Annotated in this window: 26 protein-coding genes; 6 read left to right on the top strand and 20 right to left on the bottom strand. The window is 56.8% G+C overall.

Features of this window, described 5'->3' with window-relative positions; translation table 11 throughout:
• Window position 1 precedes the first annotated feature (1 nt).
• The 6 genes from JYG33_RS06115 to xdhA all read right to left on the bottom strand — a co-directional run bounded on the left by JYG33_RS06115 (window position 2) and on the right by xdhA (window position 8,366).
• A complete protein-coding gene (locus tag JYG33_RS06115) occupies window positions 2–676 on the bottom strand; it encodes a response regulator transcription factor (protein WP_207875118.1) in 675 nt (224 codons plus the stop codon).
• A gap of 59 nt (window positions 677–735) precedes the next feature.
• On the bottom strand, window positions 736–2,037 hold the full coding sequence (locus JYG33_RS06110; protein ID WP_207875117.1) for an isoprenylcysteine carboxylmethyltransferase family protein: 1,302 nt from the start codon (window positions 2,035–2,037) through the stop codon (window positions 736–738).
• Window positions 2,038–2,230: 193 nt separating this feature from the next.
• Window positions 2,231–3,556, bottom strand: a complete 1,326-nt coding sequence (guaD, locus tag JYG33_RS06105) for a guanine deaminase (RefSeq protein ID WP_207875116.1) — start codon at window positions 3,554–3,556, stop codon at window positions 2,231–2,233.
• Window positions 3,557–3,580: 24 nt separating this feature from the next.
• The gene (gene xdhC, locus JYG33_RS06100) at window positions 3,581–4,549 is read right to left on the bottom strand and encodes a xanthine dehydrogenase accessory protein XdhC (protein WP_207875115.1); all 969 of its coding nucleotides are present in this window, start codon (window positions 4,547–4,549) and stop codon (window positions 3,581–3,583) included.
• Window positions 4,546–6,873, bottom strand: coding sequence for a xanthine dehydrogenase molybdopterin binding subunit (gene xdhB / locus JYG33_RS06095; protein WP_207875114.1), 2,328 nt, complete (start codon window positions 6,871–6,873; stop codon window positions 4,546–4,548). Before xdhB ends, xdhC begins: the two co-directional genes overlap by 4 nt.
• Window positions 6,873–8,366 (bottom strand): xanthine dehydrogenase small subunit, encoded by a 1,494-nt coding sequence (gene xdhA, locus JYG33_RS06090; protein WP_207875113.1) that lies wholly within the window; start codon window positions 8,364–8,366, stop codon window positions 6,873–6,875. Before xdhA ends, xdhB begins: the two co-directional genes overlap by 1 nt.
• Window positions 8,367–8,509: 143 nt before the next feature.
• Between xdhA and JYG33_RS06085 the strand changes: the two genes are divergently transcribed.
• Window positions 8,510–9,451, top strand: coding sequence for a LysR family transcriptional regulator (locus JYG33_RS06085; protein WP_042481505.1), 942 nt, complete (start codon window positions 8,510–8,512; stop codon window positions 9,449–9,451).
• A complete protein-coding gene (locus JYG33_RS06080) occupies window positions 9,448–10,206 on the top strand; it encodes a 5-oxoprolinase subunit PxpA (protein ID WP_207875112.1) in 759 nt (252 codons plus the stop codon). Before JYG33_RS06085 ends, JYG33_RS06080 begins: the two co-directional genes overlap by 4 nt.
• On the opposite strand, the gene JYG33_RS06075 is transcribed toward JYG33_RS06080, so the two are convergent.
• The 3 genes from JYG33_RS06075 to JYG33_RS06065 all read right to left on the bottom strand — a co-directional run bounded on the left by JYG33_RS06075 (window position 10,207) and on the right by JYG33_RS06065 (window position 12,510).
• The gene (locus tag JYG33_RS06075; protein WP_207875111.1) at window positions 10,207–10,395 is read right to left on the bottom strand and encodes a DUF3008 family protein; all 189 of its coding nucleotides are present in this window, start codon (window positions 10,393–10,395) and stop codon (window positions 10,207–10,209) included. It abuts the gene before it with no gap.
• Window positions 10,396–10,514: 119 nt separating this feature from the next.
• The gene (locus JYG33_RS06070; protein WP_243430286.1) at window positions 10,515–11,717 is read right to left on the bottom strand and encodes a benzoate/H(+) symporter BenE family transporter; all 1,203 of its coding nucleotides are present in this window, start codon (window positions 11,715–11,717) and stop codon (window positions 10,515–10,517) included.
• 28 nt (window positions 11,718–11,745) lie between these two features.
• Complete coding sequence (locus tag JYG33_RS06065) at window positions 11,746–12,510, bottom strand: helix-turn-helix transcriptional regulator (RefSeq protein WP_207875110.1); 765 nt, start codon at window positions 12,508–12,510, stop codon at window positions 11,746–11,748.
• Between the two features lie 96 nt (window positions 12,511–12,606).
• Between JYG33_RS06065 and JYG33_RS06060 the strand changes: the two genes are divergently transcribed.
• A complete protein-coding gene (locus JYG33_RS06060; RefSeq protein ID WP_207875109.1) occupies window positions 12,607–13,803 on the top strand; it encodes an MFS transporter in 1,197 nt (398 codons plus the stop codon).
• Window positions 13,804–14,031: 228 nt separating this feature from the next.
• On the opposite strand, the gene JYG33_RS06055 is transcribed toward JYG33_RS06060, so the two are convergent.
• Complete coding sequence (locus JYG33_RS06055; RefSeq protein WP_243430285.1) at window positions 14,032–15,204, bottom strand: MFS transporter; 1,173 nt, start codon at window positions 15,202–15,204, stop codon at window positions 14,032–14,034.
• Between the two features lie 1,175 nt (window positions 15,205–16,379).
• Between JYG33_RS06055 and JYG33_RS06050 the strand changes: the two genes are divergently transcribed.
• Window positions 16,380–17,168, top strand: a complete 789-nt coding sequence (locus JYG33_RS06050; protein ID WP_207875108.1) for a deaminated glutathione amidase — start codon at window positions 16,380–16,382, stop codon at window positions 17,166–17,168.
• 10 nt (window positions 17,169–17,178) lie between these two features.
• On the opposite strand, the gene JYG33_RS06045 is transcribed toward JYG33_RS06050, so the two are convergent.
• Window positions 17,179–17,826, bottom strand: a complete 648-nt coding sequence (locus tag JYG33_RS06045; protein WP_207875107.1) for an alpha-ketoglutarate-dependent dioxygenase AlkB — start codon at window positions 17,824–17,826, stop codon at window positions 17,179–17,181.
• A gap of 79 nt (window positions 17,827–17,905) precedes the next feature.
• Here JYG33_RS06045 and JYG33_RS06040 point away from each other — a divergent pair, with 79 nt between their 5' ends.
• Window positions 17,906–18,772, top strand: a complete 867-nt coding sequence (locus JYG33_RS06040; protein WP_207875106.1) for a pirin family protein — start codon at window positions 17,906–17,908, stop codon at window positions 18,770–18,772.
• Window positions 18,773–18,857: 85 nt separating this feature from the next.
• Here JYG33_RS06040 and JYG33_RS06035 read toward each other — a convergent pair whose 3' ends face one another.
• From JYG33_RS06035 to JYG33_RS06020, 4 genes are all read right to left on the bottom strand, one after another.
• A complete protein-coding gene (locus tag JYG33_RS06035) occupies window positions 18,858–19,331 on the bottom strand; it encodes an OsmC family protein (protein WP_207875105.1) in 474 nt (157 codons plus the stop codon).
• A gap of 318 nt (window positions 19,332–19,649) precedes the next feature.
• Window positions 19,650–20,357, bottom strand: coding sequence for a glutathione binding-like protein (locus JYG33_RS06030; protein WP_207875104.1), 708 nt, complete (start codon window positions 20,355–20,357; stop codon window positions 19,650–19,652).
• 116 nt (window positions 20,358–20,473) lie between these two features.
• Window positions 20,474–20,698 carry a DUF3820 family protein gene (locus tag JYG33_RS06025; protein ID WP_207875103.1) on the bottom strand — a complete coding sequence of 75 codons (225 nt, stop codon included), beginning with the start codon at window positions 20,696–20,698 and terminating at the stop codon, window positions 20,474–20,476.
• A gap of 5 nt (window positions 20,699–20,703) precedes the next feature.
• On the bottom strand, window positions 20,704–21,366 hold the full coding sequence (locus tag JYG33_RS06020) for a dienelactone hydrolase family protein (RefSeq protein WP_207875102.1): 663 nt from the start codon (window positions 21,364–21,366) through the stop codon (window positions 20,704–20,706).
• Window positions 21,367–21,512: 146 nt separating this feature from the next.
• Between JYG33_RS06020 and JYG33_RS06015 the strand changes: the two genes are divergently transcribed.
• A complete protein-coding gene (locus JYG33_RS06015) occupies window positions 21,513–21,755 on the top strand; it encodes a hypothetical protein (protein ID WP_222667121.1) in 243 nt (80 codons plus the stop codon).
• Window positions 21,756–21,819: 64 nt separating this feature from the next.
• Here the strand turns inward: JYG33_RS06015 and JYG33_RS06010 are convergent, their stop codons facing one another.
• The 5 genes from JYG33_RS06010 to phnX all read right to left on the bottom strand — a co-directional run bounded on the left by JYG33_RS06010 (window position 21,820) and on the right by phnX (window position 26,264).
• Window positions 21,820–22,362 (bottom strand): GNAT family N-acetyltransferase, encoded by a 543-nt coding sequence (locus JYG33_RS06010; protein ID WP_207875100.1) that lies wholly within the window; start codon window positions 22,360–22,362, stop codon window positions 21,820–21,822.
• Window positions 22,359–22,964: an XRE family transcriptional regulator gene (locus tag JYG33_RS06005; RefSeq protein ID WP_207875099.1), complete on the bottom strand. Its 606-nt coding sequence runs from the start codon at window positions 22,962–22,964 to the stop codon at window positions 22,359–22,361. Before JYG33_RS06005 ends, JYG33_RS06010 begins: the two co-directional genes overlap by 4 nt.
• Window positions 22,965–23,230: 266 nt before the next feature.
• Window positions 23,231–24,361 (bottom strand): TIGR03364 family FAD-dependent oxidoreductase, encoded by a 1,131-nt coding sequence (locus JYG33_RS06000; RefSeq protein WP_207875098.1) that lies wholly within the window; start codon window positions 24,359–24,361, stop codon window positions 23,231–23,233.
• Window positions 24,361–25,380 carry a putative 2-aminoethylphosphonate ABC transporter substrate-binding protein gene (locus tag JYG33_RS05995; RefSeq protein WP_207875097.1) on the bottom strand — a complete coding sequence of 340 codons (1,020 nt, stop codon included), beginning with the start codon at window positions 25,378–25,380 and terminating at the stop codon, window positions 24,361–24,363. Before JYG33_RS05995 ends, JYG33_RS06000 begins: the two co-directional genes overlap by 1 nt.
• A gap of 41 nt (window positions 25,381–25,421) precedes the next feature.
• Window positions 25,422–26,264, bottom strand: coding sequence for a phosphonoacetaldehyde hydrolase (gene phnX / locus JYG33_RS05990; RefSeq protein WP_207875096.1), 843 nt, complete (start codon window positions 26,262–26,264; stop codon window positions 25,422–25,424).
• Window positions 26,265–26,288 lie beyond the last annotated feature (24 nt).

The raw sequence follows: 26,288 nt of genomic DNA, 5'->3' as shown, positions 1-26,288 counted from the left end.
ATTACTGATCCTTTTGCAAGCGCCAGCCCATGCCGGGCAAGGTCTCGATGGAGCCTGCTCCGGCATCGGACAAGGCGCGTCGCAAGAGATGGATTTGGCTGCGCAAGGCTTCGGGTGAAGGCGCACCCTGGGGCCACAGTGTTTTTTCCAGTGCCCGACGGGTCAGAATGGCTTGTGGGTCGCGTAGCAAGGCTTCCAGTAGTTGGCGGGCCTTGAAGCTCAGGTGCAGGTCTTGTCCCTTGACGGTAACCAGGGCTGTATCCAGGTTGTATTCCAGGCTGTCCCAATGCAGGGAGCCATGTTGGACCTGGGGTGGGCCACGGCGCATCAAGGCCCGGAGGCGGGCCTCGACTTCCGCCAGAGCAAAGGGTTTGATCAGGTAATCGTCTGCCCCCAGGTCAAAGGCGGTGAGCTTGCTTTCCAATTGGCTGCGTGCGGTCAGAACCAGAGTGGGGATAGGCGTTTGGCTGGACTGGCGCAGCGCCTGCAGTACCCCAAAACCGTCCAGGCCCGGCAGGCCCAGGTCCAGGACCAGAGCATCAAAATCCTGCTCTTGCAGGAGCGTCAGCGCGCCATTGCCGTCGTAGGCGGCATCCACGGCAAAGCCTTTCAGTTCCAGATAGGTGTACAGGTTTTCGGCAATGGTCGTATCGTTTTCAACAATCAAAACACGCATGACAGCTTGTTCCACTTGGTTGGGACAGTTCTTGTTCAGCTTACTGCACCTGGGCTTAATCAGGGTAGACGTAGTAGTACGGGGACCCAGCCGTGGATTTGTAGCCACTGTGCCAGGGCAAAGACAGGCCAGATCAGGAAGTAAGGCAGGGCATCGCGCAGAGTCCGGGCCAGACCTGTCAGAGAGACTTGCAGCTCTTTGGGGCTGCTCCACAGACGCAGACTCGGGGCCAGACGGGGAACACGCTGACAGTAATCTTGATAGCTGTTACCAAAGACTTTTTGTAGCAGAACTTGCTCTTCGTCGATCACATTATTAAAGACGGCGTACACAAAGAGGGCCAGCACGGGGCCTAACAGCAGGCTGCCCGAGAGCGCTCCCATGCCCATGACGGCGCAAAGTGAAAACAGGTACAGGGGGTTGCGGCTGATGGAGTAAGGGCCTTGGCTAATCAGGCTGGAGCCTTTATGCCCGCCCAGGTACAGCATGCACCAGCAACGACCCAGGACGGCGATCAGCACCAAAGCCAGACCCGCCATCCGGGTGAACTGGAACACCAGCGAATCGGCGGCCCAGGTGGAGGCAAAGAGCGGCAGAATCACCGCCATCAGGCCACCAAAGACACCCAAGGTGCGACGGCGTTGTACCTGGATGCTGGCCAGGTGTTCCCAGGCTTCTTCTACCGTGGCCCGCTCACTGTGGGAGGCTGACCAACGCTTGGGATTGACGATCAGGGGGTAAAAAGCAATGCTGCCCAAGAGCCAGACGATGGCCAAGGAGGCAAACACTTGGGTCAGCTTGATACGTTCCTGATCGGCTTCCAGCAGACCCAGCAAAAAGGCGCACACCAGACCGGCCAGCAGGCCTCCCCAGCGCAGACGAGCCTGGTTCAGGGCCCAGCCCGCAAAGTACAAATGCAGCAAACCAGCACCGACCGCCAGAACTGCGCCGACTTCCAGCAAAGGCTTGATCTCTGGCATCCAGCGATAGACGGACTCCAGTTCCGGAGAGGTGGCGGAGCTTTGCAGGAACAGCATCAGCAAAGGGACGGCCAGAAACAGACTGGTGCCCAGGAGCAGGATGCGTTTGCCTGACAAGCCATCCTGACCGCGCAAACGCAGCAGCTTCCAAGCGGCAAAAGACAAGCCAGCAGCGGCAATCAGGCCGGTCAGCAGGCCTTGAGCCTCTTTCATTTCATGAGCCATATGGCCAGGTTGAGGGCTGGAGGCCAATAAGGGGTTGAGTGGAGACCAGTTCTGCGTCAGGCTGGCCAGCCAAAGAAATAAAAAAGTCACCCCCACGACCTGCGTTAACAGGTAGAACAGGGAGTTGCGTTGCACCAGTGTAGATGTGCCGGACATAGTGAAATCTCGCCAAGAAGAGGAAGGAGCCGGGGCTGGCTCCCTACTGACGGGATCAATGTATCGCTGGCACCGTAAAATCCGCGTTAAATCACAAAACGCGTGTAGATGCTTTTTTGAGTAGGCAGAAGAGGGTTCCTGGCAGTGGCTTTAATGGTTGAAATTGCCAGGCAGGAACCCGTTTCAGATGGGCTTAGTGATCGCGCTGATGCACACAGCGGCCTGCGCTGTAGCTGGCTTGAATGCAGCGATCGTCACCTAGCAGGGCAAGCATGAACAATTGTTCTTCCAGCGAGTTCAGCATGGTGCTGCGGCGAGCCATCAAGGGCGTCGCCTTGGGGTCCATCACAATAAAGTCAGCCTCGGCACCTGGAGCCAGCGTACCGATTTGGTCCTGCATGTCCAGCGCACGGGCGGCGCCTTCGGTGGCCATGTAGAACATGGAGGCAGCGGTCAGGTGGTAGTTGTTCAGACGGGCCACTTTATGGGCCTCGTTCATGGTGCGCAGCATGGAGAAAGACGTACCGCCTCCCACATCGGTGGCCAGGGTGTGCAGAACCTTGCTTTGGCGAATCGACTGGAAGTCGAACAAGCCGGAAGCCAGGAACAGATTGGAGGTGGGGCAGTGGGCCGCGATACTGCCGGTATCGTGCATGCGGGCGCGGTCTTGCTCATCTAGCCAGATGCTGTGGCCGTAAATGGCACGGGGGCGAAGCAGGCCAAAGCTGTCGTACACGTCCAGATAGCTGCGATTCTTGGGGAACAGCTCGCTTACCCATTTGATTTCGTCCTTGTTTTCTGCCACGTGGGTTTGCAGGAAGACATCGGGGTAGGCGCGGGCCAGTTCACCGCAAGCGGCCAATTGTTCCGGGGTGGATGTAGGGGCAAAACGGGGGGTGAGTGCGTAGAGCTGGCGGCCCTTGCCGTGCCAGCGCTTGATCAGGTCTTCCGAGTCGCGTGCGCCGGACTCTGCCGTGTCTTGCAGATAGTCGGGGCAGTTGCGGTCCATCATGACCTTGCCTGCAATCATGCGCAGATTGCGTTCGTGGCTTTCTTCAAAAAAAGCGTCAACGGATTGGCGATGCACACTGCCGTAAACCAGGGCGGTAGTGGTGCCATTGCGTAGCAACTCGTCCAGAAAGACGCCAGCGACTTCGCGAGCATGTTCGCTATCACCAAAACGGCCTTCAGTCGGGAAGGTGTAGGTTTCCAACCAGGGCAGCAAGCCGCTGGAAGGGGAGGCAATAATATCGGTTTGCGGAAAGTGCAGGTGGGTATCGATCATGCCGGGCATGATGATTTTGCCGCTCAGATCCACGGTCTTTGTACCGGCAGGCAGGCTGCGCGACAGTTCGGACCAGTCGCCACAGGCTTGGATCTGGCCCTGTTCGTTAACCAGCAGCAGACCATCACTGTGATAGCGCACGGCTTCGGAAGGATCTTCCAGCGTGGCTGGGTCCGCTACAAAGTACAGCAGTTGGGCACGGTAGGCACAGGCAGAGTGTAAAGAGGTAGTCATAGTGTCCTTGAAGTCGGGGTCGCATCAGCGACTGAGCTGGCCCATTTGATAGGCATGAGCCAGCAGTTCGGCGGCGACAGCCACGGCAATAATGGCAGGGGCTTTGCCCTTGATACCGGGTACGCCAATCGGGCAGACCAGTTCCTGGATACGGGATTCGGGCATGCCGCGCTGTTGCAGGCGGCGCTCAAATTGGCGGCGTTTGGTCATGGAGCCGATCAGACCCACATAGGCCGTATCGGGGCGGCGCAGAATTTGTTGGCACAAGGCCAAATCCAGGCCGTGATTATGCGTCATCACCAGAAAATAGCTATTGGTTGGGGCTTGTTCAATCAGGGCATCGGGGATGTCGGTGATTTCCAGGCTGACGTTATCAGGCACCTGAGCCGGAAACAGTTCGGCTCGTTCGTCTATCCACAGCACCCGGCATGGCAGCGTACCTAGAATCTGCACCAGCGCCTCGCCCACGTGACCAGCGCCAAACAGCAGGATAGTCAGAGGAGGGGGCGGCAGGTCTTCCATCCAGACGCCTTGTGAACCATCGTAGTCCAGCCGGGACTCGTCCACGATGGAAGGGCTTTGGATATCCACTTGCTTGCTGCCGTCAGACAGCAGTTGAGAACGGCGGCTGCTGGCTTGTCCGGCGCTCACTGTTTTATCCAGCTCTTCCAGCCATTCCAGGTCTTCGGGGCCCAGAGTTTCATACAGCAAGGTGACCACTCCGCCGCAACACTGTCCCAGACTGGGGCCTAGCGGCAGACGGCTCAGGCTCCAGTTGGGGCCGGAGGACTGGCTGAGCATGACGCGTGCCTGCTCCGCCGCCACCCATTCCAGGTGGCCGCCACCAATGGTCAGCCATTGCTCTGTCTGACTGAACAGCATGGCGGTGCCAGCGGTGCGCGGGGTGGAGCCTTTTGCCAAGGCCACCGAGCACAAAACCAGCCGCTCACCCGCTTTCAGGCGGGCGAGGGCAAGAGAGGGCCAGCTACTCATTTCGCTTGACGAATAGCCGCAACTGCTCGCATGACGGCTTCGGCAGTCGCGGGAGCGTTCAGCTCTGGCTCGATCTGGTAATTGCCTACGCTGGCGACCGCATCGCGGATTGCGTTGAACACGCAGAAGGGCAGCAGCAAGGGCGGCTCACCCACGGCTTTGGAGCGGTGAATGGAGTCCATGGCGTTGCGCCCGTCAAACAGGTTCACGCGGAAGTCTACGGGGCAGTCGCTGATGGCCGGGATTTTGTAAGTCGACGGTGCATGAGTGGTGAGCTTGCCTTGGGCGTTCCACACCAATTCTTCTGTTGTCAGCCAGCCCATGCCTTGAATAAAGGCGCCTTCAACCTGCCCAATATCCAGGGCCGGGTTGATGGATTTGCCCACATCGTGCAGCACATCCGCGCGCAAGAGGCGGGATTCACCGGTCAGCGTATCGATCAGTACTTCGGCTACGGCAGCACCATAAGAGAAGTAGTAGAAGGGGTTGCCCTTCATGATCTTGGAGTCCCAGTGCAGGCCTGGCGTAGCGTAAAAACCGTCAGACCAGAGCTGTACACGGGCTTGGTATGCATGCTCAACCAGTTGGAAGAAGGGCATGGTCTGATCGCCGATTTCGACCTGTCCACGTTCAAACTTCACACTGGATTCTTCAACGGAAAACAGTTGGGCGGCAACGGTCGTCAAGCGCTGGCGGATCTGGTAGGCCGCGTCTTGAGCTGCTTTCCCGTTCAAGTCAGTGCCGGTGGAGGCCGCCGTGGCCGAGGTGTTGGCGACCTTGGTGGTATCGGTTGCGGTTACCCGGATATGCTCCAGGTTCAGGCCCAGTTCATGGGCGACGACCTGGGCCACCTTGGTGTTCAGACCCTGGCCCATTTCGGTGCCGCCGTGGTTCACCAGCACGGTGCCGTCACGGTAGACGTGGACCAGAGCACCCGCCTGGTTAAAGGCAGGCACGTTAAAGGAAATACCGAACTTTACCGGAGTCAGAGCCAGACCTTTTTTCAGAATCGGGCTGCTGGCATTGAATTCGCGGATGTGTTCACGACGCTGGCGGTATTCGCTGGTGGCTTCCAGCTCGCCAACCAGTTCGTGGATGACGTTATCGACAACGGTTTGATCGTACGGGGTGATGTTGCGATCTTCTTTGCCGTAGAAATTCAGTTGGCGTATATCCAGAGGGTCCTTGCCCAGGCGGCGGGCAATCGTATCCAGCGCCACTTCCATCACCAAAGCGCCTTGCGGGCCGCCAAAACCACGGAAAGCCGTGTTTGACTGTGTGTTGGTGCGGCCACACAGCGCGCTCATCTCCACATCGGACAGGTAATAGGCATTGTCGAAGTGGCAAATGGCGCGGGTGGCAACCGGGCCGGACAAGTCAGCCGAGAAACCCGAGTTGGCCGTCATGTCCAGACGGGCGCCCAGAATGCGGCCTTCGTCGTCGTAGCCAATATCGTATTCGTAGTAGAAGCCGTGACGCTTGCCGGTAATCATGAAGTCGTCGTCACGATCCAGACGCAGCTTGATCGGGCGTTGCAGCTTGACGGCAGCCACACTGGCTACACAAGCGTACAGGGCGGACTGGGATTCTTTGCCCCCAAAACCGCCACCCATGCGACGACATTCCACATGCACCTTGTGGGCACCGACGCCCAGGCAGTGCGCCACTAGCTGTTGCATTTCGGAGGGGTGCTGGGTGGAGCACCAGATATGGACTGCGCCATATTCTTTGGGGACGGCGTAGGAAATCTGGCCTTCCAGGTAGAACTGTTCCTGCCCATTGCACTGGAAGGTGCTTTTCAGGCGATGCGGGGCGGCCTCCAGCGCTTTTTGGGCATCCCCTTGGGTCAGGTGCATGGGTGGCAGCACACCGACCTGAGCAGCCTTGGCCTCTTGAGGAGTCAGGATGGCAGGCAGCTCTTCATAGGTGATCTTGCCCAGACGAGCAGCACGGCGTGCCTGATCGTGTGATTTGGCAATCACTGCAAAGATGGGCTGACCAAAGTAATGCACAATGCCATCGGCCAAAATCGGGTCGTCGTGCAGAATCGGGCCGCAGTTATTGGCAGCGGGAATATCCGCGACGGTGAGCACGGCAATGACGCCGGGTGCCTGACGGACGGCGTCCAGATCCACGTTCAGCAAGCGGGCATGGGCTTTTTCGGACATGCCCAGGGCAATATGGGCCGTGCCCTGCAATTCGGGCAAATCGTCCGTGTAGGTGGCGGTGCCGCTCACGTGCAGGTCTGCGGATTCGTGCAGAAAGGACACGCCGACTCGTTGCGCGGTGGCGGTGTTTAGGTGGTCGATGCTGTCAATTTTCATCACAAAGTCTCCAGGCTGGCTTGAGCTCGGTGAAAGACATTCAACTGGGCGGGACTCAAAGCGTGTTCAGGGTGGGTTTCCAGGAAGAAGCGATACAACAAATTGGCCGCACTTTGATTGCGGTACTCGCTGCTGGCACGCATATCGCTCAGGGCCTGGTAGTCCTGTTGCAGCGCTTGCATGGCAGCTTGCACGTTTTCTTCATTCCATTCCTGGCCTTGCAGCACTTGCTCGGCGTGGCTGGCACGTTTAGGGGTGGCGGCCATACCGCCAAAGGCAATGCGGGCCTGTTTGACGATTTTGCCATCCAGTTCCACCGCAAAGGCGGCACACACAGCAGAAATGTCCTGGTCGAAACGCTTGGACAGCTTGTACGTGCGGAATTGCCATTGGCCCTTGTCACGCGGCACATACAGGCCCTGTACGAATTCACCCGGTTCCATCGCGGTTTTCTGGTAGGCCAGATACAGGTCTTCCAAAGGCATGACGCGTTCTACCGCGCCTTTGCGCAGAACCACACGGGTACGCATGGCAATCAGGGCAGGCATGGAGTCGCCAATGGGCGAGCCGTTGGCCACGTTACCGCCCAAGGTACCGGCGTTGCGGATAGGGAAGGAGGCAAAGCGCTGGCGCAGTTCTGTCAATTCGGGGTGGTCTTTGATCAGAGCATCAAAAGCGTCGTTCAGCAGCACGCCTGCGCCAATGTAGAGATCGTCCTCGGTGGTTTTCAGCTCGCGCAGTTCGGCGACCTGGCCGATGTAGATCAGATGTGGCAGATCGCGGAATTGCTTGGTGACCCACAGGCCGATATCCGTGCTGCCAGCCAGAATGCGGGCTTGCGGATATTGCTCGCGCAATTGGGCCAACTGGTCCAGTGTGCGGGGGGCGTGGAAGGTCTGGCCCTGATATTCATAGGCCAGCATGCCGTCCTGACGAATAGCGCGTAGCTGCGCTTCAATGGATGGGCGGTCCATACCGACAGCCGGGTAACTGTGCATGGCCTTGGCGGCATCAATAATGGGGCGGTAGCCTGTGCAGCGGCACAGATTGCCCGACAGCACATCGTCGATCTGCTCACGGGAAACCGGGCCGTCCTCGGGCGAATGCTTCATGTACAGGCCCCACAGGGACATGATGAAGCCCGGCGTACAAAAGCCGCATTGGGCACCGTGCCAGTCCACCATGGCCTGCTGTACCGGATGCAGGGTGCCGTCGTCCTGGCGCAGATCCTCAATGGTGTAGAGCACCTTGCCATCGAGTGTGGGCAGCAACTGGATACAGGCGTTCACGGCCCGCAATTGCAATTGATTGTTCTGGTCCAGTTCGCCAATCATGACGGTGCAGGCCCCGCAGTCGCCCTCGGCACAGCCTTCTTTGGTGCCGGTGCAGTGCAGGTCCTCACGTATATACTGTAAAACGGTTCGCGTGGTGGGGGCTTGGGCTACCTCTTGTACCTGGCCGCGAAAAATAAAACGAATTGGTCTTGTCTCCATGATCTCACTCGACTGGTTTTTTACGGATCGAAGATAGCATTTGCTTAGGACGCGAACATTCGCTTGTCATGATGTTCACTATATAAGCGTATGAGTGTCTACACGGATCAACGGCAGGGGCCAGCGCTTGTATTATTTAGACCATGCCAAAATTACGAGAACAACTAGACCTACATTTGCTGCGGGTGTTGCAGTCGCTGCTCAAAGAGCATAGCGTCTCGCGTACGGCTATCCGCTTGGGCATGTCCCAGCCAGCCGTCAGCAATGCCTTGCGGCGCTTGCGCGAAATCACGGGCGATCCAATCTTGTTGCGCGGTAAAAAGGGGATGGTGCCTACCGAGCGCGGTCCCTTTTTGCTGGCACATGCCACGGAAGCCCTGCAAGCTATCGAGCGAATTTCTGCTACCGCAGAGCCTATGGATCCCAGTCAGTCTACCCGGGTTTTCAATCTGGGCGCACCGGATTATCTGGATGGCGCTTTTATCCCGGATATTGCCGAGCGGGTACGCCGCCAGGCACCGCAGGCCCGGCTGGTGGTCCATACCATCAACCCGGATCTGGACTACGTGCAGGCCCTGGAAGAGGGCGAGCTGGACGTGGTGATCGGCAACTGGCTGGAACCGCCGGAAAAGCTGCATCTGGCGCGCCTGTTTGATGATGAAGTGGTCTGTATGCTGGGCCGCCATCACCCGCTGGCGCAGCGCGGGCTGTCTTTGCAGCATTATCTGGAAATGCCGCATCTGGCCCCTTCAGCCCATGTGACGGACAAGCGCGGCTTTATTGATGGTTGTCTGGCCGAGCAGGGCATCAGCCGTCAGGTACAGATGGTGGTGCCGTATTTCGGCCTGGTGCCGGGGATTTTGAGTCGCACGGACATGGTGTTTACCACCAACCGCCAGTTTGCCGAGTACTATGCCCGCATTCTGCCTATTACGGTCTTGCCCTGTCCGGTTCACTTTCCGCTGATGCGTTTTTACCAACTCTGGCATCCCCGCACGCATAATGCAGCAGAGCTGCTGTGGTTCCGGCGTTGTATTGCCCAGGCCGCAGGCAGATTGGATGGATTATCAGAGGGAACTCCATGAGCTTAGGTATTGATTTGAACTGCGATATGGGCGAGAGCTTTGGCCCTTGGGTCATGGGTCATGACGAGCAGGTGATTCCGTGGGTGACGTCGGTAAATATCGCCTGTGGCTTTCATGCCGGAGATCCGGGCACCATGCGTCAGACGGTGGCTTTGGCACTGAAGCACGGCGTGAAGCTGGGCGCACATCCGGGTTTGCCAGATCTGGCTGGTTTCGGCCGTCGGGTCATGGCCGTCACGCCCGAGCAGGTCTATGACATGGTGGTGGTGCAGGTGGGGGCCTTGGCTGCCGTTGCACGTACCCAGGGTGCGGCGCTACACCACGTCAAGGCCCATGGGGCTCTTTACAATATGGCCGCCCGCGACGGGGCATTGGCAAAAGCGATTGCCCAGGCGGTGGCGGATATTGATCGCAGTCTGATTCTGTATGCCTTGGCAGGCAGTGTTCAGGTGCAGGCTGGGCGTGATGCAGGCTTGAAAGTCGCCCAGGAGGTTTTTGCCGACCGCAGCTATCAGGACGATGGCAGTCTGACTCCCCGTCAGCAAGCTGGTGCCATGATTACCGACGCTGATCAGTCCGTGCAGCAAGTGATGCAGATGATAGAACAAGGCACCGTTACCAGCCTGTCCGGTAAAACAGTGCCTTTGTCTGCCGATACCTTGTGTCTGCATGGGGATCAGGCGGGAGCGGCTGAGTTTGCCCAGCGTTTGCACCAGGCTTTTGAACAAAGCGGTGTACGCGTGCAGGCGGTCTGATCAGGTCTTGCGTTCAGGCAGATTGCGGCGTGGCGTATCGGTACTGGCCAGTTCTTCCAGCTCGCCTTCACTCAGGGTTTTATACATTTCTATCGACGCCCCTTTCAGACTGGACAGGGGCGTTTCACCGCGTTTTGCCGACAAGGCAGCACCGGCAGCTTTTTGTTGGGCTTGAGATAAAGCAGGCATAAAGCACCTCCGTATAGAAAAGTGGTTACGCCTTTAGTGTGCCTAATGAAAAAAGACGGCAAAGCAAGCAAATGTGAAGCTTGTTGCCGTCTTGAACAGACTGGGGGGAAATGGCGGGGTCAGGAAACTTTTCGTTTCTGAATCAGATACATAGCCATACCAAAAACCAGACCCCAGAAAGCGCTGCCGATATTGAGCAGACTCATGCCCGAGGCCGTAGTCAAAAAGGTGACCAGAGCCGCGTCACGGGTATCCGGCGCTTCCAGTGCCATGTGAATGCTGTTGCCTATGGTGCCCAGCAGTGCCAGACCGGCAATGGCGGCGATCAACTCGGTGGGGAAGGCCGCAAACAGGCTGACCACCGTGGCACCGAAAATCCCGGCTGCAAAGTAGAAAATCCCGGCCCAGACACTGGCGCGGTAGCGTTGACGCGGGTCTGCATCCACTTCCGGCGTCATGCACAGGGCAGCGCTAATCGCGGCCAGATTGTAGGCATAGCCCCCAAAAGGGCCAAAGATCAGGCCGACAATCCCGGTCCAGCTAATGACGGTGGAGTTAGGTGCATCGTAATTGTGAGCTTTCAGGACGGCCACGCCCGGAATGTTCTGCGAGCTCATGGTGACGATGAAAAAGGGAATCCCCACACCGATCAGAGCCGTCCAGGAGAACTCGGGCCAGACCAGCACCGGCGTGGCGGGCGTCCAGCTCAGAATTTCCATTTTCAGCAGGCCTTGCATGGCGGCAATCGTGACACCGGCCACTAGCGCCAGAGGCACGGCATAGCGGGGCGACCACTGACGCACCAGCAAGAACACGATAAACATGCTCAGGCATAGCAGCCATTGGGTTTGCATGGCACCAAACAGGTCCAGACCAAAGCGCAGCAAAATACCGCCCAGCATGGCACCGGCAATGCTGCGTGGCATGTACTGCATCAGCTTCTGAAAACTGCCGCTAAGACCGCAAATAGTGGTCAGCAGGGACGAAAACAGGAAAATTCCTACGGCCTGCGACATGGGCAGACCCACCAGACCCGTGGCCAGCAGCGCCGCGCCGGGTGTGGACCAGGCGGTCAGAATCGGAATCTTGTAGCGCAGTGACAGGCCTGCGGACAGCAAGCCTAGGCCAATACCCAAAGACCACATCCAGGAGCCCAGCTCGGCGGTGTTGGCTCCGGCTGCTTGGGCTGCTTGAAACACGATCGCAGCGGAACTGGTATAGCCCACCAGCACGGCAATAAGCCCCGCCGACATGTGAGAAATCTGGAACCAACTTAATAAGCGCTGCAGATATCCGGGGCGGGACAGGTGTGTGGAAGACATGGATGCGTGTGGTGAGGGTAATGGAAACTTAAGAAGAGTAGGTTTGGCTTAAGTAACGGCTGGGGGTATCGCCCAAAATGGATTTGAAAACGGTAATAAAGGCGCTGATAGAGGTGTAACCCAATTCCCTGGCCGTGCTCTTTACGGACATTCCCGAACCCAGTTTTTGCAGGGCCAGCATAATCATGAATTGTTGCCGCCAGCGCCCGAAGCTCATCCCTGTGTGTTTTAGCATATGTCGGGCCAGGGTGCGCTCACTCATGGCCAGTTCTTTTGCCCAGTCGGCCATAGTAGGACGCGAGTCGGGTTGCTTGAGCATATGCTGCGCGATGGTCTGCAAAACCTTGTCTTCCGGCACGGGCACATGCAGTTGGCGGGTAGGCATCTGATTCAGGGTCTCGAGCAGGACCAGTGCCAGGCGGTGGGTCTGGCTGTTGGGCTCGTAATGGGCATCCAGATCGCTTAAATGAATGATCATCTCGCGCACCATGGGGCTTAGGTCCAGGGTGCTGCAATGGTCGGGTAATTGATCCAGGCCGGGCTCAATATACAGAAAATGAATCAGGGCCTGATCGTCGGCACGGGCACGGTGGCGAATACCCACTGGCACCCAGACGGCGCACAGGGGCGGCACCATCCAGTAGCCCTGGTCGGTTTGCAAGGTGACGGAGCCGTACTGCGTCATGATGAGCTGCCCATTGGGATGCGTGTGCAGTGGATTTTCCGTCGTACTGCCCATGGCCATCTTGATGCTGAAAATAGGCCCGCCTTGCGGATTCGAGCTAAAACTCATGCTTTGTCCGTTTTGGGGTATAAGTTGTCATAATATCCTGTTTGCGCCGAGGCCGAAACACGATAGAGTAGGGTTTTCACCTACTGGCCACTTTCCATGTCGCTTTCTCGTTTTTCCTGGCTCTCTCACCCCGTGACGGTTGTGCTGGGTGTTTTACTGATCGCGGGTAATTTGCGTGCGCCGATCACGGGTATTGCACCCTTGCTGGAGCTGATCCAGGCGGACCTGTCACTCTCGTCGACCCAGGCGGGCATGTTGACGGCCATGCCTTTGTTTATTTTTGCGGTGGTCTCCTTGCTGGCGGCCTCCATGGCCCGGTGGGTGGGCTTGTCCCGTTCCCTGTTTATTGCCTCCGTGCTGATTGCGATCGGCGTGGTGGTGCGCATATTGGGCGGGACCACGGAACTGTTTGCCGGTATTGGCTTGCTGGCCATCGGGATTGCCTTGGGGAATGTGCTCTTGCCTTCTCTGGTCAAACGCCATTTCCCCATGCGTATCAGCTTTGTGACCTCTTTGTATGTCTTGTTCATGGGTCTGGTCGCGGCGTTCAACTCCGCGCTGGCGGTGCCTATGGCCGAGTGGACAGGTCAAAGCTGGCGCTGGTCCTCCCTGATCGTGGTGGGCATCATGGCGCTGGCCAGCGTTGCGATATGGGCGACCCAACTGGGGGCGGATCGACGTGCGGCACAAAGTGCGCCTGCCGCGGTGTCGGCCAGTGCTCCTGTGTGGCGTTTGCCGCTGGCCTGGCATATCACCCTGTATATGGGTTTGAACTCGGTGGCTTATTACATGCTGGCAAGCTGGTTGCCCGTCATGCTGGTGAACTATGGTTTCGAGCCGGACCATGCCGGGCAGATTCACGGTTTGATGCAGTTGGCCACCGCGGTACCAGCCTTGTTGTTGATGCCTTTGTTGAGTCGTTTGCACGATCAGCGTCTTGTTGCCTTGGCAGGGGCCTTGTTGCAGACCTTGACCTTTGTGGGTTTCCTGGTCTTGCCGTCCTGGTCATTGTTGTGGGCGGTGCTGTTTGGTTTTGGTAGTGGCAGCGTGTTCCTGATTGCCTTGTCCCTTATTGGTGTGCGTTCCACCTCCACCTCGCAAGCCGCCTCTCTGTCGGGTATGGCTCAGTGTATGGGTTACTTGTTGGCTGCTTTCGGGCCTCCAGCGATGGGTGGTCTGCATGATCTGTTTAATAGCTGGGGCTGGGCTTTGGGCCTATGCATATTGGTGACTTTCGGGATGGGATACGCCGGTTGGCTGGCAGGTCGTCCTGCGGTGGCGAGTCAGTCTTGATCCTCTGGCTGGGTGCCAAGTAGCCCGATAGCCTGGCGTTAAAAAAACGGCCTGTGATTGAGCCCTTTTAGGGTGAACTCAATCACAGGCCGTTTTTTGTCTGTGTGACAAGCCGTTTGCTAGTAGTTTGCTAGTTCCCGGCTGCGGGTCCCTGGGTAGGAGTGGGCCAGCAAAGCCTGACAGCAGCCTATTTTCTGATGAGTCAGGCTGCTCTGGAATAGTCTTGCTTTATTCTTTGATGCGTAGCGAAATCGTGTGCAAGGCCAAGCCGCCCAGAGCGAGCAAAGCGCCCACCCAGGCTGTCGATGTCCAGCCCCAGCCTGCAGCAATAGTCAGACCACCCAACCAGGCACCCAGCGCATTGGCCATATTGAAGGCCGAGTGGTTCAGCGCCGCGGCCAGGGTTTGGGCATCACCGGCCACATCCATCAAGCGAATCTGCAAAGCCGGGCCCAAAGCCACCAGGGTGCCGATCAGCATGATATTCAGGGGGCCAAGAATAGGGTGGTGCGCTGTCACCATGAACAACAAGAGCACAGCAGTCGCCCAGATCAGCACCAGACGGATGCTGCGATCCAGAAAGCGGTCGGCATAGCGGGCACCCAGCAAATTGCCGATGACCATCCCGACGCCGAACAAGGCCAGTACGACAGGAATCGCGCTGGCCGACAGACCGGCCAATTCCATCAAGGTGGATTTGACGTAGCTGAATACCGAGAACATGCCACCAAAGCCGATGGCGCCTATGCCCAGTGTCAGCCAGACCTGCTTGCGTTTCAGCGCGCCCAATTCGCGTAAAGGGCTGGCCAGGGTATTGGCGGGCACGAAGGGCACAAAGCGCAGTACCAAGCCCATGGAGAGCAAGGCAATCAGACTGACAAAGGTAAAGGCGGCTTGCCAGCTAAGCCACTGCCCCAAGGTGGTGGCGATAGGCACGCCCACCAGGGTGGCGACCGTTAGGCCCAGCATCACGTATGCCACGGCCTGTGCCCGGCGATGGGGAGGCACCAGACGGGCTGCAACCAAAGCGGCGACACCAAAGTAAGTGCCATGCGGCAAACCTGCCAGCAAGCGGGTGATCAAGACAGTTTCATAGGTGGGGGCGATAACAGTCAGGAAATTGCCCACGGCATAGGCGCCCATCAAGGCAATTAATAAACGACGCCAGGGCCAGCGAGCGCCCAGCACAGCCAGAACGGGTGCGCCGATCACCACGCCCAGCGCGTAGGCACTGATCAAGTGGCCTGCGGTAGGAATATCGATACCCAGATCCTGCGCCACATCGGGCAGCAAGCCCATGATGACGAATTCGCCGGTGCCAATGGAAAAGCCACCCACCGCCAGGGCCAGAATGGCCAACAAAATTTGGCGGGAGGATAAAGAAGAGTGTGAGGAAGACAAGATAGGAGCCTGAGAAACAAGAGGGTTGGTGTGTCCAACCCGTAAGAGACCGTATTGTCGCGCAGTCATAGGGCAAGGCTCAAGATTTTCAGGGCAAGTAATAAGGCCATGTAACTGTAAGGAATTGACGCACTTCTTTAACTTTTTGATTTTTATTACGTCCCAGCACAAATTAATTTATCTATCTATAGCGTCAGCCCTAAACAACGTATGCAGATTTTTTTATATTTTTTATATAGAATCACGTTATTGGGTGTTTAGTATCCAATCATTTTCCTGTGGTAGCTTTCCCCTGATTTTGCAAGAAATCGGGGGTTTTTTTTATTCTTGTTATTTTGAATTTCAATCATCAGTGCATTGACAGTCCAATGTCAAAGCGGCTTTCCGGCTTGTTGCGAGGGCTTGGGACGCGGGCTGCAACAGCCATGCTGATTTATGAGTGGGCCTGTACTTTTACGTACCAGGCCCATTGTTTTTTGGGTTTTTTATTTTGTTCTGATGGGTTTCTTATTTAGTGGCTGTTCGTAAATATTAATTATGTCCGGTCATATTTTTTTGAGGTTTATCGCTATAAATAAAGAATGATTGGGAGGATCTGGAGCTCTCCGATCAAGTCCTGTCAGCAAGATTTTCCTCTTTTGTCCGGTTTAATAGCGGTTCATTTTTCTTGATTTATATAACCTATATTGCATTGCAAACATAAAAGTTTTTTATATCTCATTGTTATATGTTTTTGATTGCGGATGGAACAAAGGAAAGAATCAGTTTGTGATTTGATCTAATTAGGATAAAAAAAATTGAATGGCACTGGTGACAATGGAGCGTGAATTGATTGCCCTGATACTTATTGCCGTCTGTGTGTCAACGTATGCTTTGTTTCAGGTCCCTGTCGCTTAATGACCAAGCCCGTATCTCTGAAATTTCCTTTAATTATCATCAAGTGTTTAGTGTGGTTAAACACTTTCAGGGTATTGACAGAAATAAAGCTCATTTTTTAATTTCAGTTTATGTCTCAATTTTTACATGATGAAAAGAGAGGTGAATACGCAGGGCTGGGTCCGTGGTTTTTTTACATATGGCCGTCTGGCGATCAGTTTTTGCGACTCCAGCTTCTGGCTGGTCAAGCCCGGTGGCTGCGTTAGAATTGCTTAGGCAGCACACCCAAGGAGTAGGTCATGAAAGTTGCATTGGGCCAAATGGCCGTGTCCAAAGATTCGCAGGAAAACCTGAGCACCTGCCTGGGCTTGATTGAGCAAGCCATCCGCTCATCAGCCCAGCTTTTGGTCCTGCCCGAGGGCGTCTTGGCCCGCAATGTGGCCGATCCTGAGCTGGTCTTGAAATCCGCCCAGGCCCTGGATGGAGAGTTTGTTAGCCGTTTGAGTGCGGCCACCCGCGATACTGATTTGACCGTGGTCTTCTGCATCCATACTCCTGCAGACGAAGGCAAGGTCTGGAATACCTTGGTGGTACTGCGTGACGGCCAGGTCCTGGCGCATTACAACAAGCTGCATTTGTACGATGCTTTCTCGGTGCAGGAGTCGCGCTATGTTCAGCCTGGCACCGAGGTCCCGGCCTTGATCGAAGTTGCCGGTTTCAAAGTGGGTCTGATGACTTGCTACGACCTGCGTTTTCCGGAACTGGCCCGACGCTTGTGTGTGGATGGGGCCCAAGTCCTGCTGGCGCCGTCGGCCTGGCTGAAAGGGCCTTTGAAGGAACACCACTGGCGTGTATTGACGACGGCTCGTGCCTTGGAAAACACGGCGTATATGGTCGCAGTCGGGGAGTGTGGGGAGCGCAATATTGGGCAAAGTCTGGTGGTCGACCCCTTGGGAGTGATCGTGGCCCAGGCAGCCGAAACCCCAACCATGCTCCTGGTGGATTTGGATCGCGAGCGTCTGGCGTATGCACGACGTATTCTGCCGGTGCTGGAAAACCGCCGCTTTGCACCGCCCGAGCTAGGCTAATCGCCCAGGCTTAGCCTGCTTTTCTGAATGTCAGATTGACCCGTCCCGTGCCCCAGAGCGGATGGGCCGGGCCTTCCAGTCTGCGTATCCCATGAAAATTCAGTCTGGATGGCCCCCACCAGACCAGCACATCACCATCACGCAAACGCAGTGTCCGTACCGGATCAGTACGCTTTGCACCCCCCCATAAAAACAAGGCTTCACGGCCCAGGGACACCGAGACAATCGGGTGCTGCAAATCGCGTTCGTTCCTGTCCTGATGCAGGGACATATGCGCCTGCTCGTCGTAGTAATTGATCAGGCAGGTGTCGGGCATAAACGGGCCCTGGCCGGATTCATGGGCAATGAGTGCCAGCAAGTCTTGGAACGCCTTGGGTAGCGCAGGCCAGGCCACACCGCTTTGCGGGTCGATGGAGCTGTAGCGGTAGCCCAGTTCATCCGATATCCACCCCAGGGCTCCGCAACTGCTTTGGGCGGCTGACATGCGGTGGCCAGAAGGGACTTGCATGTGACGCCAGGGGGCAAGGTGGACGACCTCTTTAACCGCCTCTGCCAAGGCAGACGCATAGGGCAGGGCCAAGCCGGGCAGGGCGATCAGGCCGGGTGCCAGGGTCAGGATGTTGCCGGGGTCCGGGTCAAAGAGGGAGAGCGTGGACATGTGGGGCAGGGCGAACAAGTCAGGGAGCAGAGTATAGTAATCGGGATTGTATTTTTGCGACTTCCCAGTAGAGGTGTCTATGGTCGAGCTGCTTATTCCGCAACGTCAGCACAGCATTGGTGCGTTTGAAGTGGGGCGCGTTTTGCCCTTTCGCCAACGGCGTATGGTGGGGCCTTTCATTTTCTTTGATCGCATGGGGCCGCAAGAACTGACGGCACCGGTGGGACCAGAGAACGATGTGCTGCCACACCCGCATATCGGCTTGTCTACCGTGACCTATCTGTTTGAAGGGGCCATGACGCACCGCGACAGTCTGGGCGTGGAGCAGGAAATTAAGCCCGGTGCGCTTAACTGGATGACAGCGGGTTCAGGCATCAGCCATTCCGAGCGTTTTGAGCCCATGCGTGCCCACGGTGGCCGCATGGATGGTATCCAGGCCTGGGTGGCGCTGCCTGAGCATAAGGAAGAGCAAGCCCCGGATTTTGTGCATTATGAAGCGGATCAACTGCCGCTGATTCAAGACACCGGATTAGAGGGGCGCCTGATTGCCGGTTCAGCCTTGGGTCTGTGCAGCCCCGTCAGCGTGGACTCGCCCCTGTTCTATATGGAGCTGCGCGTGCAAGCGGGCCAGTCCGTGCCATTGCCGACCGGTCACGACGAACGGGCTATTTATGTCTGTAAGGGCGGGCTGGAAGTGGGTGGGCAACGCTATCCGGCAGGCCAGATGCTGGTGTTCGCCAAAGGCGACAGCCCTCGTATTGTTGCCGAGCAACACAGCCATTTGATGCTGCTGGGCGGCGAACCCTTGGGCCCACGCCATATCTGGTGGAACTTCGTGTCCTCGCGCAAGGACCGCATCGAGCAGGCCAAGGACGATTGGGTCAACGGTCGTATCAGCTTGCCACCGCTGGATGACGATCAGTTCATCCCTTTGCCTGCGGTGTAATTGCTATGTCTGCTGCCGGAGTTTCTGGACTCCGGCAATGTAGTCTGCGTATCTTGCAGGACGGTAGCGATGTCGGGTTCGCGATCTACAACTGCTCCACCTGAATGGTGACTTCATGGTGAATCGGAGTTTTGATGGAGCGAGCAATAAAGCAGTATTCGCCCACACGATCATGAAGCCCTTTGGCCAGGGCGACGTCACTGTCCGGCGTGATCGTGACAAGTGGACGCAAGGTAACACTCTCGAATTGCCCGGCCCCGTTGGTTTCTTCGATCATGCACCCGGCAGGGCGGTCTTCGTAGGCCGTAACCACAATGCCAGCTTCTGCCGCCATCCCCAAGTACCACAGCATATGGCACTGAGCGATCGATGCCAGGAAAAGCTGCTCGGGGTTCCAACGGCTTGGATCACCTCGGAAAGCAGGGTCTGAAGAAGCTGCAATGGCACCCAGACCGGCCGCCGCCACGTCATGGTTGCGTGAATAGGAACGGAGTGTGCGGGTGCCGCTTCCGGTGTTGCCGGTCCAGTTGATCAACAATTCATAGTGATGTGCTTTCATGGCTCTGCTCTGGCAAGTGTGCAAGGAGCAAAAAGCATAGCAATGGGGGCACCAAATCGTACACAAAAAAAAGCCCTGGAAAGAATCCAGGGCTTTGAAAGGCTTGCTCATCAGGCTGGTGGATTTGCCTGTATCCGCTCTATGAGCAGACTGGTTTTTTGATTGATGAACAAGCCAAGCAAACGGAATAGTACCGCTTGCGCAGGATGTTTAGGGGACCAATTGTACGGACTGGCGACTAGCGATACAAACAAGACCAGTTTAATAGCAGGGCTATTGCAAATTGGCTTATAAGCACTGATTGGCGCGGCTTATCCATTAATCACGGGCTGGAATATTCAGACCGCGTTGCACCGCCGGACGGGCCTGAAATTGCGCCAGAACACGGGCTACATTCTCGAATTGCGCGTACTCCACCAACTCGCCTGCCCCGTAAAAACCGATCAGGTTGGCAATCCAGGGGAACAGGGCAATATCAGCGATGGAATAGCTATTGCCCACCATCCAGTCCTTGCCCTCCAGGTGCTTGTCGATCACACCCAGCAGACGTTTGGATTCGCTGACGTAGCGGTCGCGGGGGCGCTTGTCCTCAAAGTCTTTACCGGCAAATTTGTGGAAGAAACCTAGCTGACCAAACATGGGGCCTACACCGCCCATCTGGAACATCAGCCATTGCAGGGTTTCATAGCGCTGGGCAGGGTCGGCAGAGAGCAGTTGACCGGATTTTTCAGCCAGATAGATCAAGATGGCACCGGACTCGAACAAGGCCAGTGGCTGATTGTCGGGACCATTCGGGTCCAGGATGGCTGGAATCTTGTTGTTGCTGCTTAGTGAGATGAACTCGGGGCTGAGCTGGTCATTGCGGTCAAAGCTGACCAGATGCGGTTCGTAGGGCAGGCCAATTTCTTCCAGCATGATGGAAACCTTGACGCCGTTGGGCGTGGGCAAGGAGTACAACTGCAGGTGCTCAGGGTGCTGAGCAGGCCATTTTTTGGTAATGGGAAAATCAGATAGAGCGGTTGTCATGACGTCCTTCACAATGGGGTGTAGAGGAAGCCTTGATAGTAGCAAGCTGTACGGCGACATACCGTTGCAGCCTGCTCAGCAGTAAGGTATTTGTTGCGGCTGCTTGTCCCGGCTTTTTAGTTGCGGCGGGGGCGCAAGGGGTCCAGCAGGGATTTCAGGCCGTTGTGATCCAGCTCGTGCATCAGGGCCAACAACTGTCCCAGCCGCCCGGAGGGAAAGCCCTCGCGGGCAAACCAGTTCAGATAGTGCCCCGGCAGGTCGGCCAGCAGCCGACCTTTGTATTTGCCATAGGGCATGGGGGTGTTCAACAGGGCAAGCAGGTCGTCGCTGGATTCAAGCATGGGGATTAACGCAGATGTTCGGCAAAGAAAGCCAGTGTACGTTCTTGCGCCTGCTTGTAGGACGCTTCGTGGAAATCGGGGCGGTGATCACAGCCAAAACCATGTCCGGCCGGTTCATATACGTAAATGGTCACGTCTTTCTGCGCTTCTTTAATGGTCTGAATCGCACTGGCAGGAATGGAGTGATCCTGCGCCCCGAAATGCATCTGTACCGGAATCTGCGGCTGCTCGTGAGCGTTCTGGGCAATCTGTGAGCCATACCAGCAACTGGCGGCTTTCAGACCCTGCAAGCGGCAGGCGGCCAGCCAGCTTAGTGAACCGCCCCAGCAGTAACCCACAATGCCAATCTTGCGCGAACCCAGGGCATCCACACAGGCCTGAATATCCAGCAAGGTTTTATCCAGAGCAATGCCATTGCGCAGCGCCAGACCCGCTTGTACGTCCTCGGCGGTATAGCCCAGTTGTACATTTTTCTCTTGTCGGTCGAACAGGGCGGGGGACAGCACTCGGTAGCCTTGCTCGGCAAAGCGGTCACAGGTGTTGCGTATATGCTGATTCACCCCAAAAATTTCCTGCAACACAATCAGGCCGTGCTCGGCCTGCTCATCGCCTACGGCATAGGCTTGAAAATGGTGCTGGTCTGCGCTGGTCAAGCTAAGCATGCTCATAGTGGGTCCTTTAGCCATGAAACAATAATTCTCTCTTATAACAGTCGCCCATGCTGGGAGGCCAGCCGCAGGACGTTTACAATCCACTCAGAAAGGCGAGCATCTTGATCGCTTGCCCAAGCCCCTCCTACTTGAATGGAATAATGATGCGTGACGTACTAATGGACAGTCTGTTCTGGACGATTGTGATGCCCTGGTTTTTGTTTCTGGGGCTCTTTCTTGTTCCCAAGCAACCCTCCTGGTTGCGCAGCTACGCCTTTCCGGGCGTGTTTATGGCCATAGGTTTGGGCTTGCTTGCCTCGGTGGCGGTGGGTGTGGGTGTTTTCAGTATTGTGCTGGGCCTGATCGCCTTCGCCGTCTGTTACGAAAAACCGAAAGCCAGTGCCTGATACCGCGGTAAACGGTTTAATTGAAAACCATCGCAGGCCCAGGCCGCGATGGTTTTTTTACGCCTTAACCGTCCACCGGCTCGGCGGGCGTATCCAGCGTGAGCAGGTAAAAAGCGGCATCCAGCCAGCGGCCAAACTTGAAACCCACTTCCTTGAAGGTGCCCGAATGCGTAAAACCCAGGCTTTTATGCAGGTGGATACTGCCCGCATTGCTGGCATCAATACAGCCCACCAGCGTATGCACATTAGCCAGGCGGGCACGGATAATCAGCTCCTGCATCAGAATCTTGCCCAGCCCTTTGCCGCGATGCTCCGGGTGCACATAGACGCTGTGTTCCATGGTGTATTTGTAGGCGGGAAAGGCGCGGAAGCTGCCCCAACTGGCAAAGCCCATCAGTGTGCCTGAATCGTCAATGACGCCGACCACCGGAAAACCGTTGGCGCGTTTGGTGGCAAACCAGCTCACCATCGCTTCGGGCGGGCGCGGCACATAGTCGTAAAGCGCGGTGGAGTTCACGATGGCGTCGTTCAGGATCGCCAAAATAGCGGCTGCATGCTGTTCTTCATTGCAGTCTATAAAACGCAACCCGCTGTCACTGTCTTTCATTGCTGCCTTCCTGTCATGGGGTAGGCCAGGGTTTCATCGCCAATCGCGACGAGGTACTTGGCGGCCTGGCTGTGTGGATTGCTAAAGCTCATGGGCAGATAAAAACGCAGGGCTAGGCAATCTCCGCTTTTCAGCGAGTACTGTTGCGAGCCATGGGTGATTTCGATTTGCCCTTGCAGAACCCAGATCTGTTGTTCCAGCGGATGTTTGCGGCCACTGGCTTCATAGGTGACGCTGCTGCCCGCTGGAAAATGGATTTCGGCCAGATGCAGGCTGCTGGGCCAATTGGGAGGGGACAGGGTGCGCCGGATGTAGCCGGATTCCGGGTCTCTCCATAGAGCCTGATCGGTACGGCGTACCAGTGGGTTTTGCTTGTCAGCCGTTTCTTCGGACTCGAACAGGGCGGCCATGGACACACCCAAACCAGCCGCCAGCTTCTCCAGAATGACGGCCGTGGGATTGGCCTCGGCGCGTTCAATCAAGGAAATCATGGAGCGGCTGACACCACTTTTGCTGGCCAGGGAATCAATGGTTTCCGGGCGTAATTGACGTAGCTCGCGTACGCGTTTGGCAATGCGGGTATTAATATCGTCGGTGCTCATTTACCCGCCGTGTTGGTTTGTCGTGGCAGTTATTCTATTCCACTATATTGGATTTTTTTGCAAAAATTTCCAATGAAATACCTGAGGACAGGAGGGCGAGGTTGGGATATCGCTTGATAGCAAGAAAAACGCGCAGCTCAAGCTGCGCGTTTTTTGTTTGGCCCGGGTGTTTGGCAGGGCCAGGATCTATCTTGCTGTACAAACTAGCAGATCACTCAGACTACCTAAGCCACCTTGTTCAAGCGGCCAAGGAGCCAATGAACTCATCAATCGTAGCGAGCCGAGATATTGCGTTCACCAATAGCCAGACCCGTCGTCATTCCCAGGCCGGTATGCATGACTGTCACTTGTGTGCTGCCATCCGCTTGCAAGACAGAAAACGGAGCCGGTCCCTTGGCACCGTACACACCTTGCCAGCGTTGCAGCACCTGTACCGGGCAACCCAGCACGGTTTCCGCCAGGGCCAGCAAGTACTGGTCCGTGTCTTCCTGATTGAAGGGGCTGGCTTGCTGGCCGTAGTCATGCGAATCACCAATAATCAGATCACCCTCTGGGGTGGGGCTGATCAGCAAGTGAATCCCTTGATCCAGCAAAACACCATGACGTTGCTGTACTTGCTCGCGCAGCGTGTCGGCCAGAGGCAGATCGCTGAAGGCACCGTAGTGCAGGCAGGACAAGCCCGTCAGCAAAGGTCTATCCAAGGCCCAGCCCGCATCTTGTGCGCGCACTTTCAGCATTTGCAAACGTGTTACCGACGGTTTGACGGTATCCAGCAGTTCGCGGTGAAGGCTGCTGTAGTCGTGACCGGGGCACACAAAAATGCTGTTAGCCGTGAAGTTGCCCACGCTGCTGTGTACCTGACCTTCTTGCGCATAGTGCACATGCGCCTGGGTGTACACATCCACGCCCATGGCTTGCAGGCTGCTGGTAATGGCGGGCAGGGCGTCGCGCGAGTAAATCTGCAAATCATCCAGACCTTGCAGCGCACCGTGGTGATGCCCCAAACGGCCATCAAATAAAGCCGCCAGTTCCTTGCCGTTCAGCATCTGGCAGGCCACGCCTTCATCTTTGGCACGGCCCTGGGCAAAGTCTTCCAGCAGTTCCAGTTCCAGATGATTGCGTGCCAGTACCAGCGAACCATTGCTGCGTACATGGAAACCGGCTTGTGCCGCCAGATCCAGCCACAGGCCGCGGCTTTGGCGAGCCAGATCCATCATGATGCCCGGTGCCTGACCGGTCACCAGTACCTGACCAAAATTACGTATGGTGGCGCCTTGGGCCTGGTGGCTGCGCTCCAGCACAGCCACGCTGAGCTTGCGGCGGGCAGCCGCCCAGGCATGTGCCATGCCCAGGATGCCGCCCCCCACCACGATGACATCGTAGTGTTGTGTGCTCATTACTTCTTGGCTTCCGATTTGCCGTCGTAACGCTTGGTCCACTCTTCGATGATGCGCTCGCGGTTTTCAGCGGCCCAGACGAAGTTGTTGTCGATCAGACGCTGGTTCAGGTCTGCCGGCAGGTGCGGGTTGGCGGTGGCGATGGAAGGAATGGCCAACACGGCAAAGTTGGTCTTGTACAGGTGGTTGGCTTCTTCGCTGGCGGAGAAGTCAGCCAGTTTCTGTGCGGCTTCCAGGTTCTTGGTGCCTTTCATGATGGCAGCGGCTTCAATTTCCCAGCCCAGACCTTCTTTGGGGAACACCAGTTCCAGTGGAGCGCCTTCTTCTTTCAGACGAGCGCCACGGTAGTCAAAGGACACACCAATGGCGTATTCGCCAGCAGCTGCCATATTGCAAGGCTTGGAGCCGGAGTGAGTGTAGGCGCCGATGTTCTTGTGCAGACCATCCATGAAGGCCCAGCCCTTGTCTTCACCAAACAGTTGCAGCCAGGCGCTTACATCCAGAAAGCCGGTACCCGAGGAAGCGGGGTTAGGCATGACGATCTTGCCCGCGTAGGCAGGCTTGGTCAGATCTTCCCAGGAAGTGGGCATAGGCAGCTTGTTCTTTTCCAGCTCAACGGTGTTCACGCACAGGGCGGCCGCGAAGCCGTCCATGCCAACCCAGCTAGGCGGGTTGCTTTGATCGCGCATTTTGGCGTCGATCTTGTCCAGGCCCTGAGGGGCGTAGGGTTGCAGCATGTTCTGGCTGGCCATCAGGCCCAGCGAGGAACCGGCCAGACCCCAGACCGCATCGGCCTTGGGGTTGTTCTTTTCAGCCAGCAGCTTGGCGGTAATGATGCCGGTGGAGTCACGCACCCACTGGATCTTGATATCGGGATTCTTGGCCTCGAAAGCCGCTTGGTACGCTTTGAGCTGATCGGCTTCCAGCGCGGTGTACACGGTCAGGGTGGTGGCGGCTTGAGCCAGGGAAGTGGCGCCCATCAAAGCGGCAGCCAGGGAGCTCAGAACAATGGTTTTCATGGAAGAAATGTCCTTGTGACAGCAAAAGGGGGTGTGGCGGGTTAGAGGGAGTCGCTGGGGCATTCGCCCTGGGCCATCCGCTCGGTGATCTGTTCGATCACAGCAGGCAGTTGGGCAACGGTATCGATCAGGTAATGGGGCAGGGCATGGTCAAAGGTGGCCGCTGCGCGATCACGCAGGTCTTGGCGGCTTTTCTCGTCCAGGGCCAGAAATTCCAGTTCAGTCAGACCGGCGGCATTGCCCGAAAGCAGCAAGCCAACCGTCCACATACCGGCATTGCGGCCTTCTTCAATGCCGACGGGTGTGTCGTCAATCTTGACGCAGGCACCGACATTCTTGATTTCCAGACGAATCACGTTTTCCAGGGCCATGGCAGGCCAGGGGCGAGCCTGGGGGACTTCGTCAAAGGCGACGTGGTAGTCCACAAACACTTGCTGACGGTGGGCGTGCTGCAAGAGGTTGTCCAGAACCAGACGTGGGTAGCCGGAGCAGGAACCGATCTTCAGGCCCTGGCGACGTGCCCAGGACAAGGTTTCACGCGCACCGGGAATGGCGGCGGAAAACTCGCCCACGCGTTCGTTTTGCATGGGCAAAAAGGTGTTGTAGATGCGGTCTACATCGCTGTCGTCGGGCTCACGGTCGTGCAGGGCGACAAACTGGGCCTGCACTTCAGGCAGTTCCAGCATGGCCTTGATGTGATCCCATTTACCAATGCCCATGGCACTGCGGGCCTGGTCCAGATTCAGGTTCAGATCAAAGCATTTGAAGGCTTCAACCAGAATTTGGGTGGGAGCAAAGGAACCAAAGTCCACCAGCGTACCGGCCCAGTCAAAAATCAGGGCTTCAAGGCGAGGGGCCTGGGAGGAGGGCGTATCAAGCGACATACTCGCGCAAGTTGGGGATGGCAT

The sequence above is a fragment of the Alcaligenes sp. SORT26 genome, assembly GCF_017377875.1.
Lineage (GTDB): Bacteria > Pseudomonadota > Gammaproteobacteria > Burkholderiales > Burkholderiaceae_B > Alcaligenes > Alcaligenes parafaecalis.
This window is presented reverse-complemented; position numbering and strand designations above follow the sequence as displayed.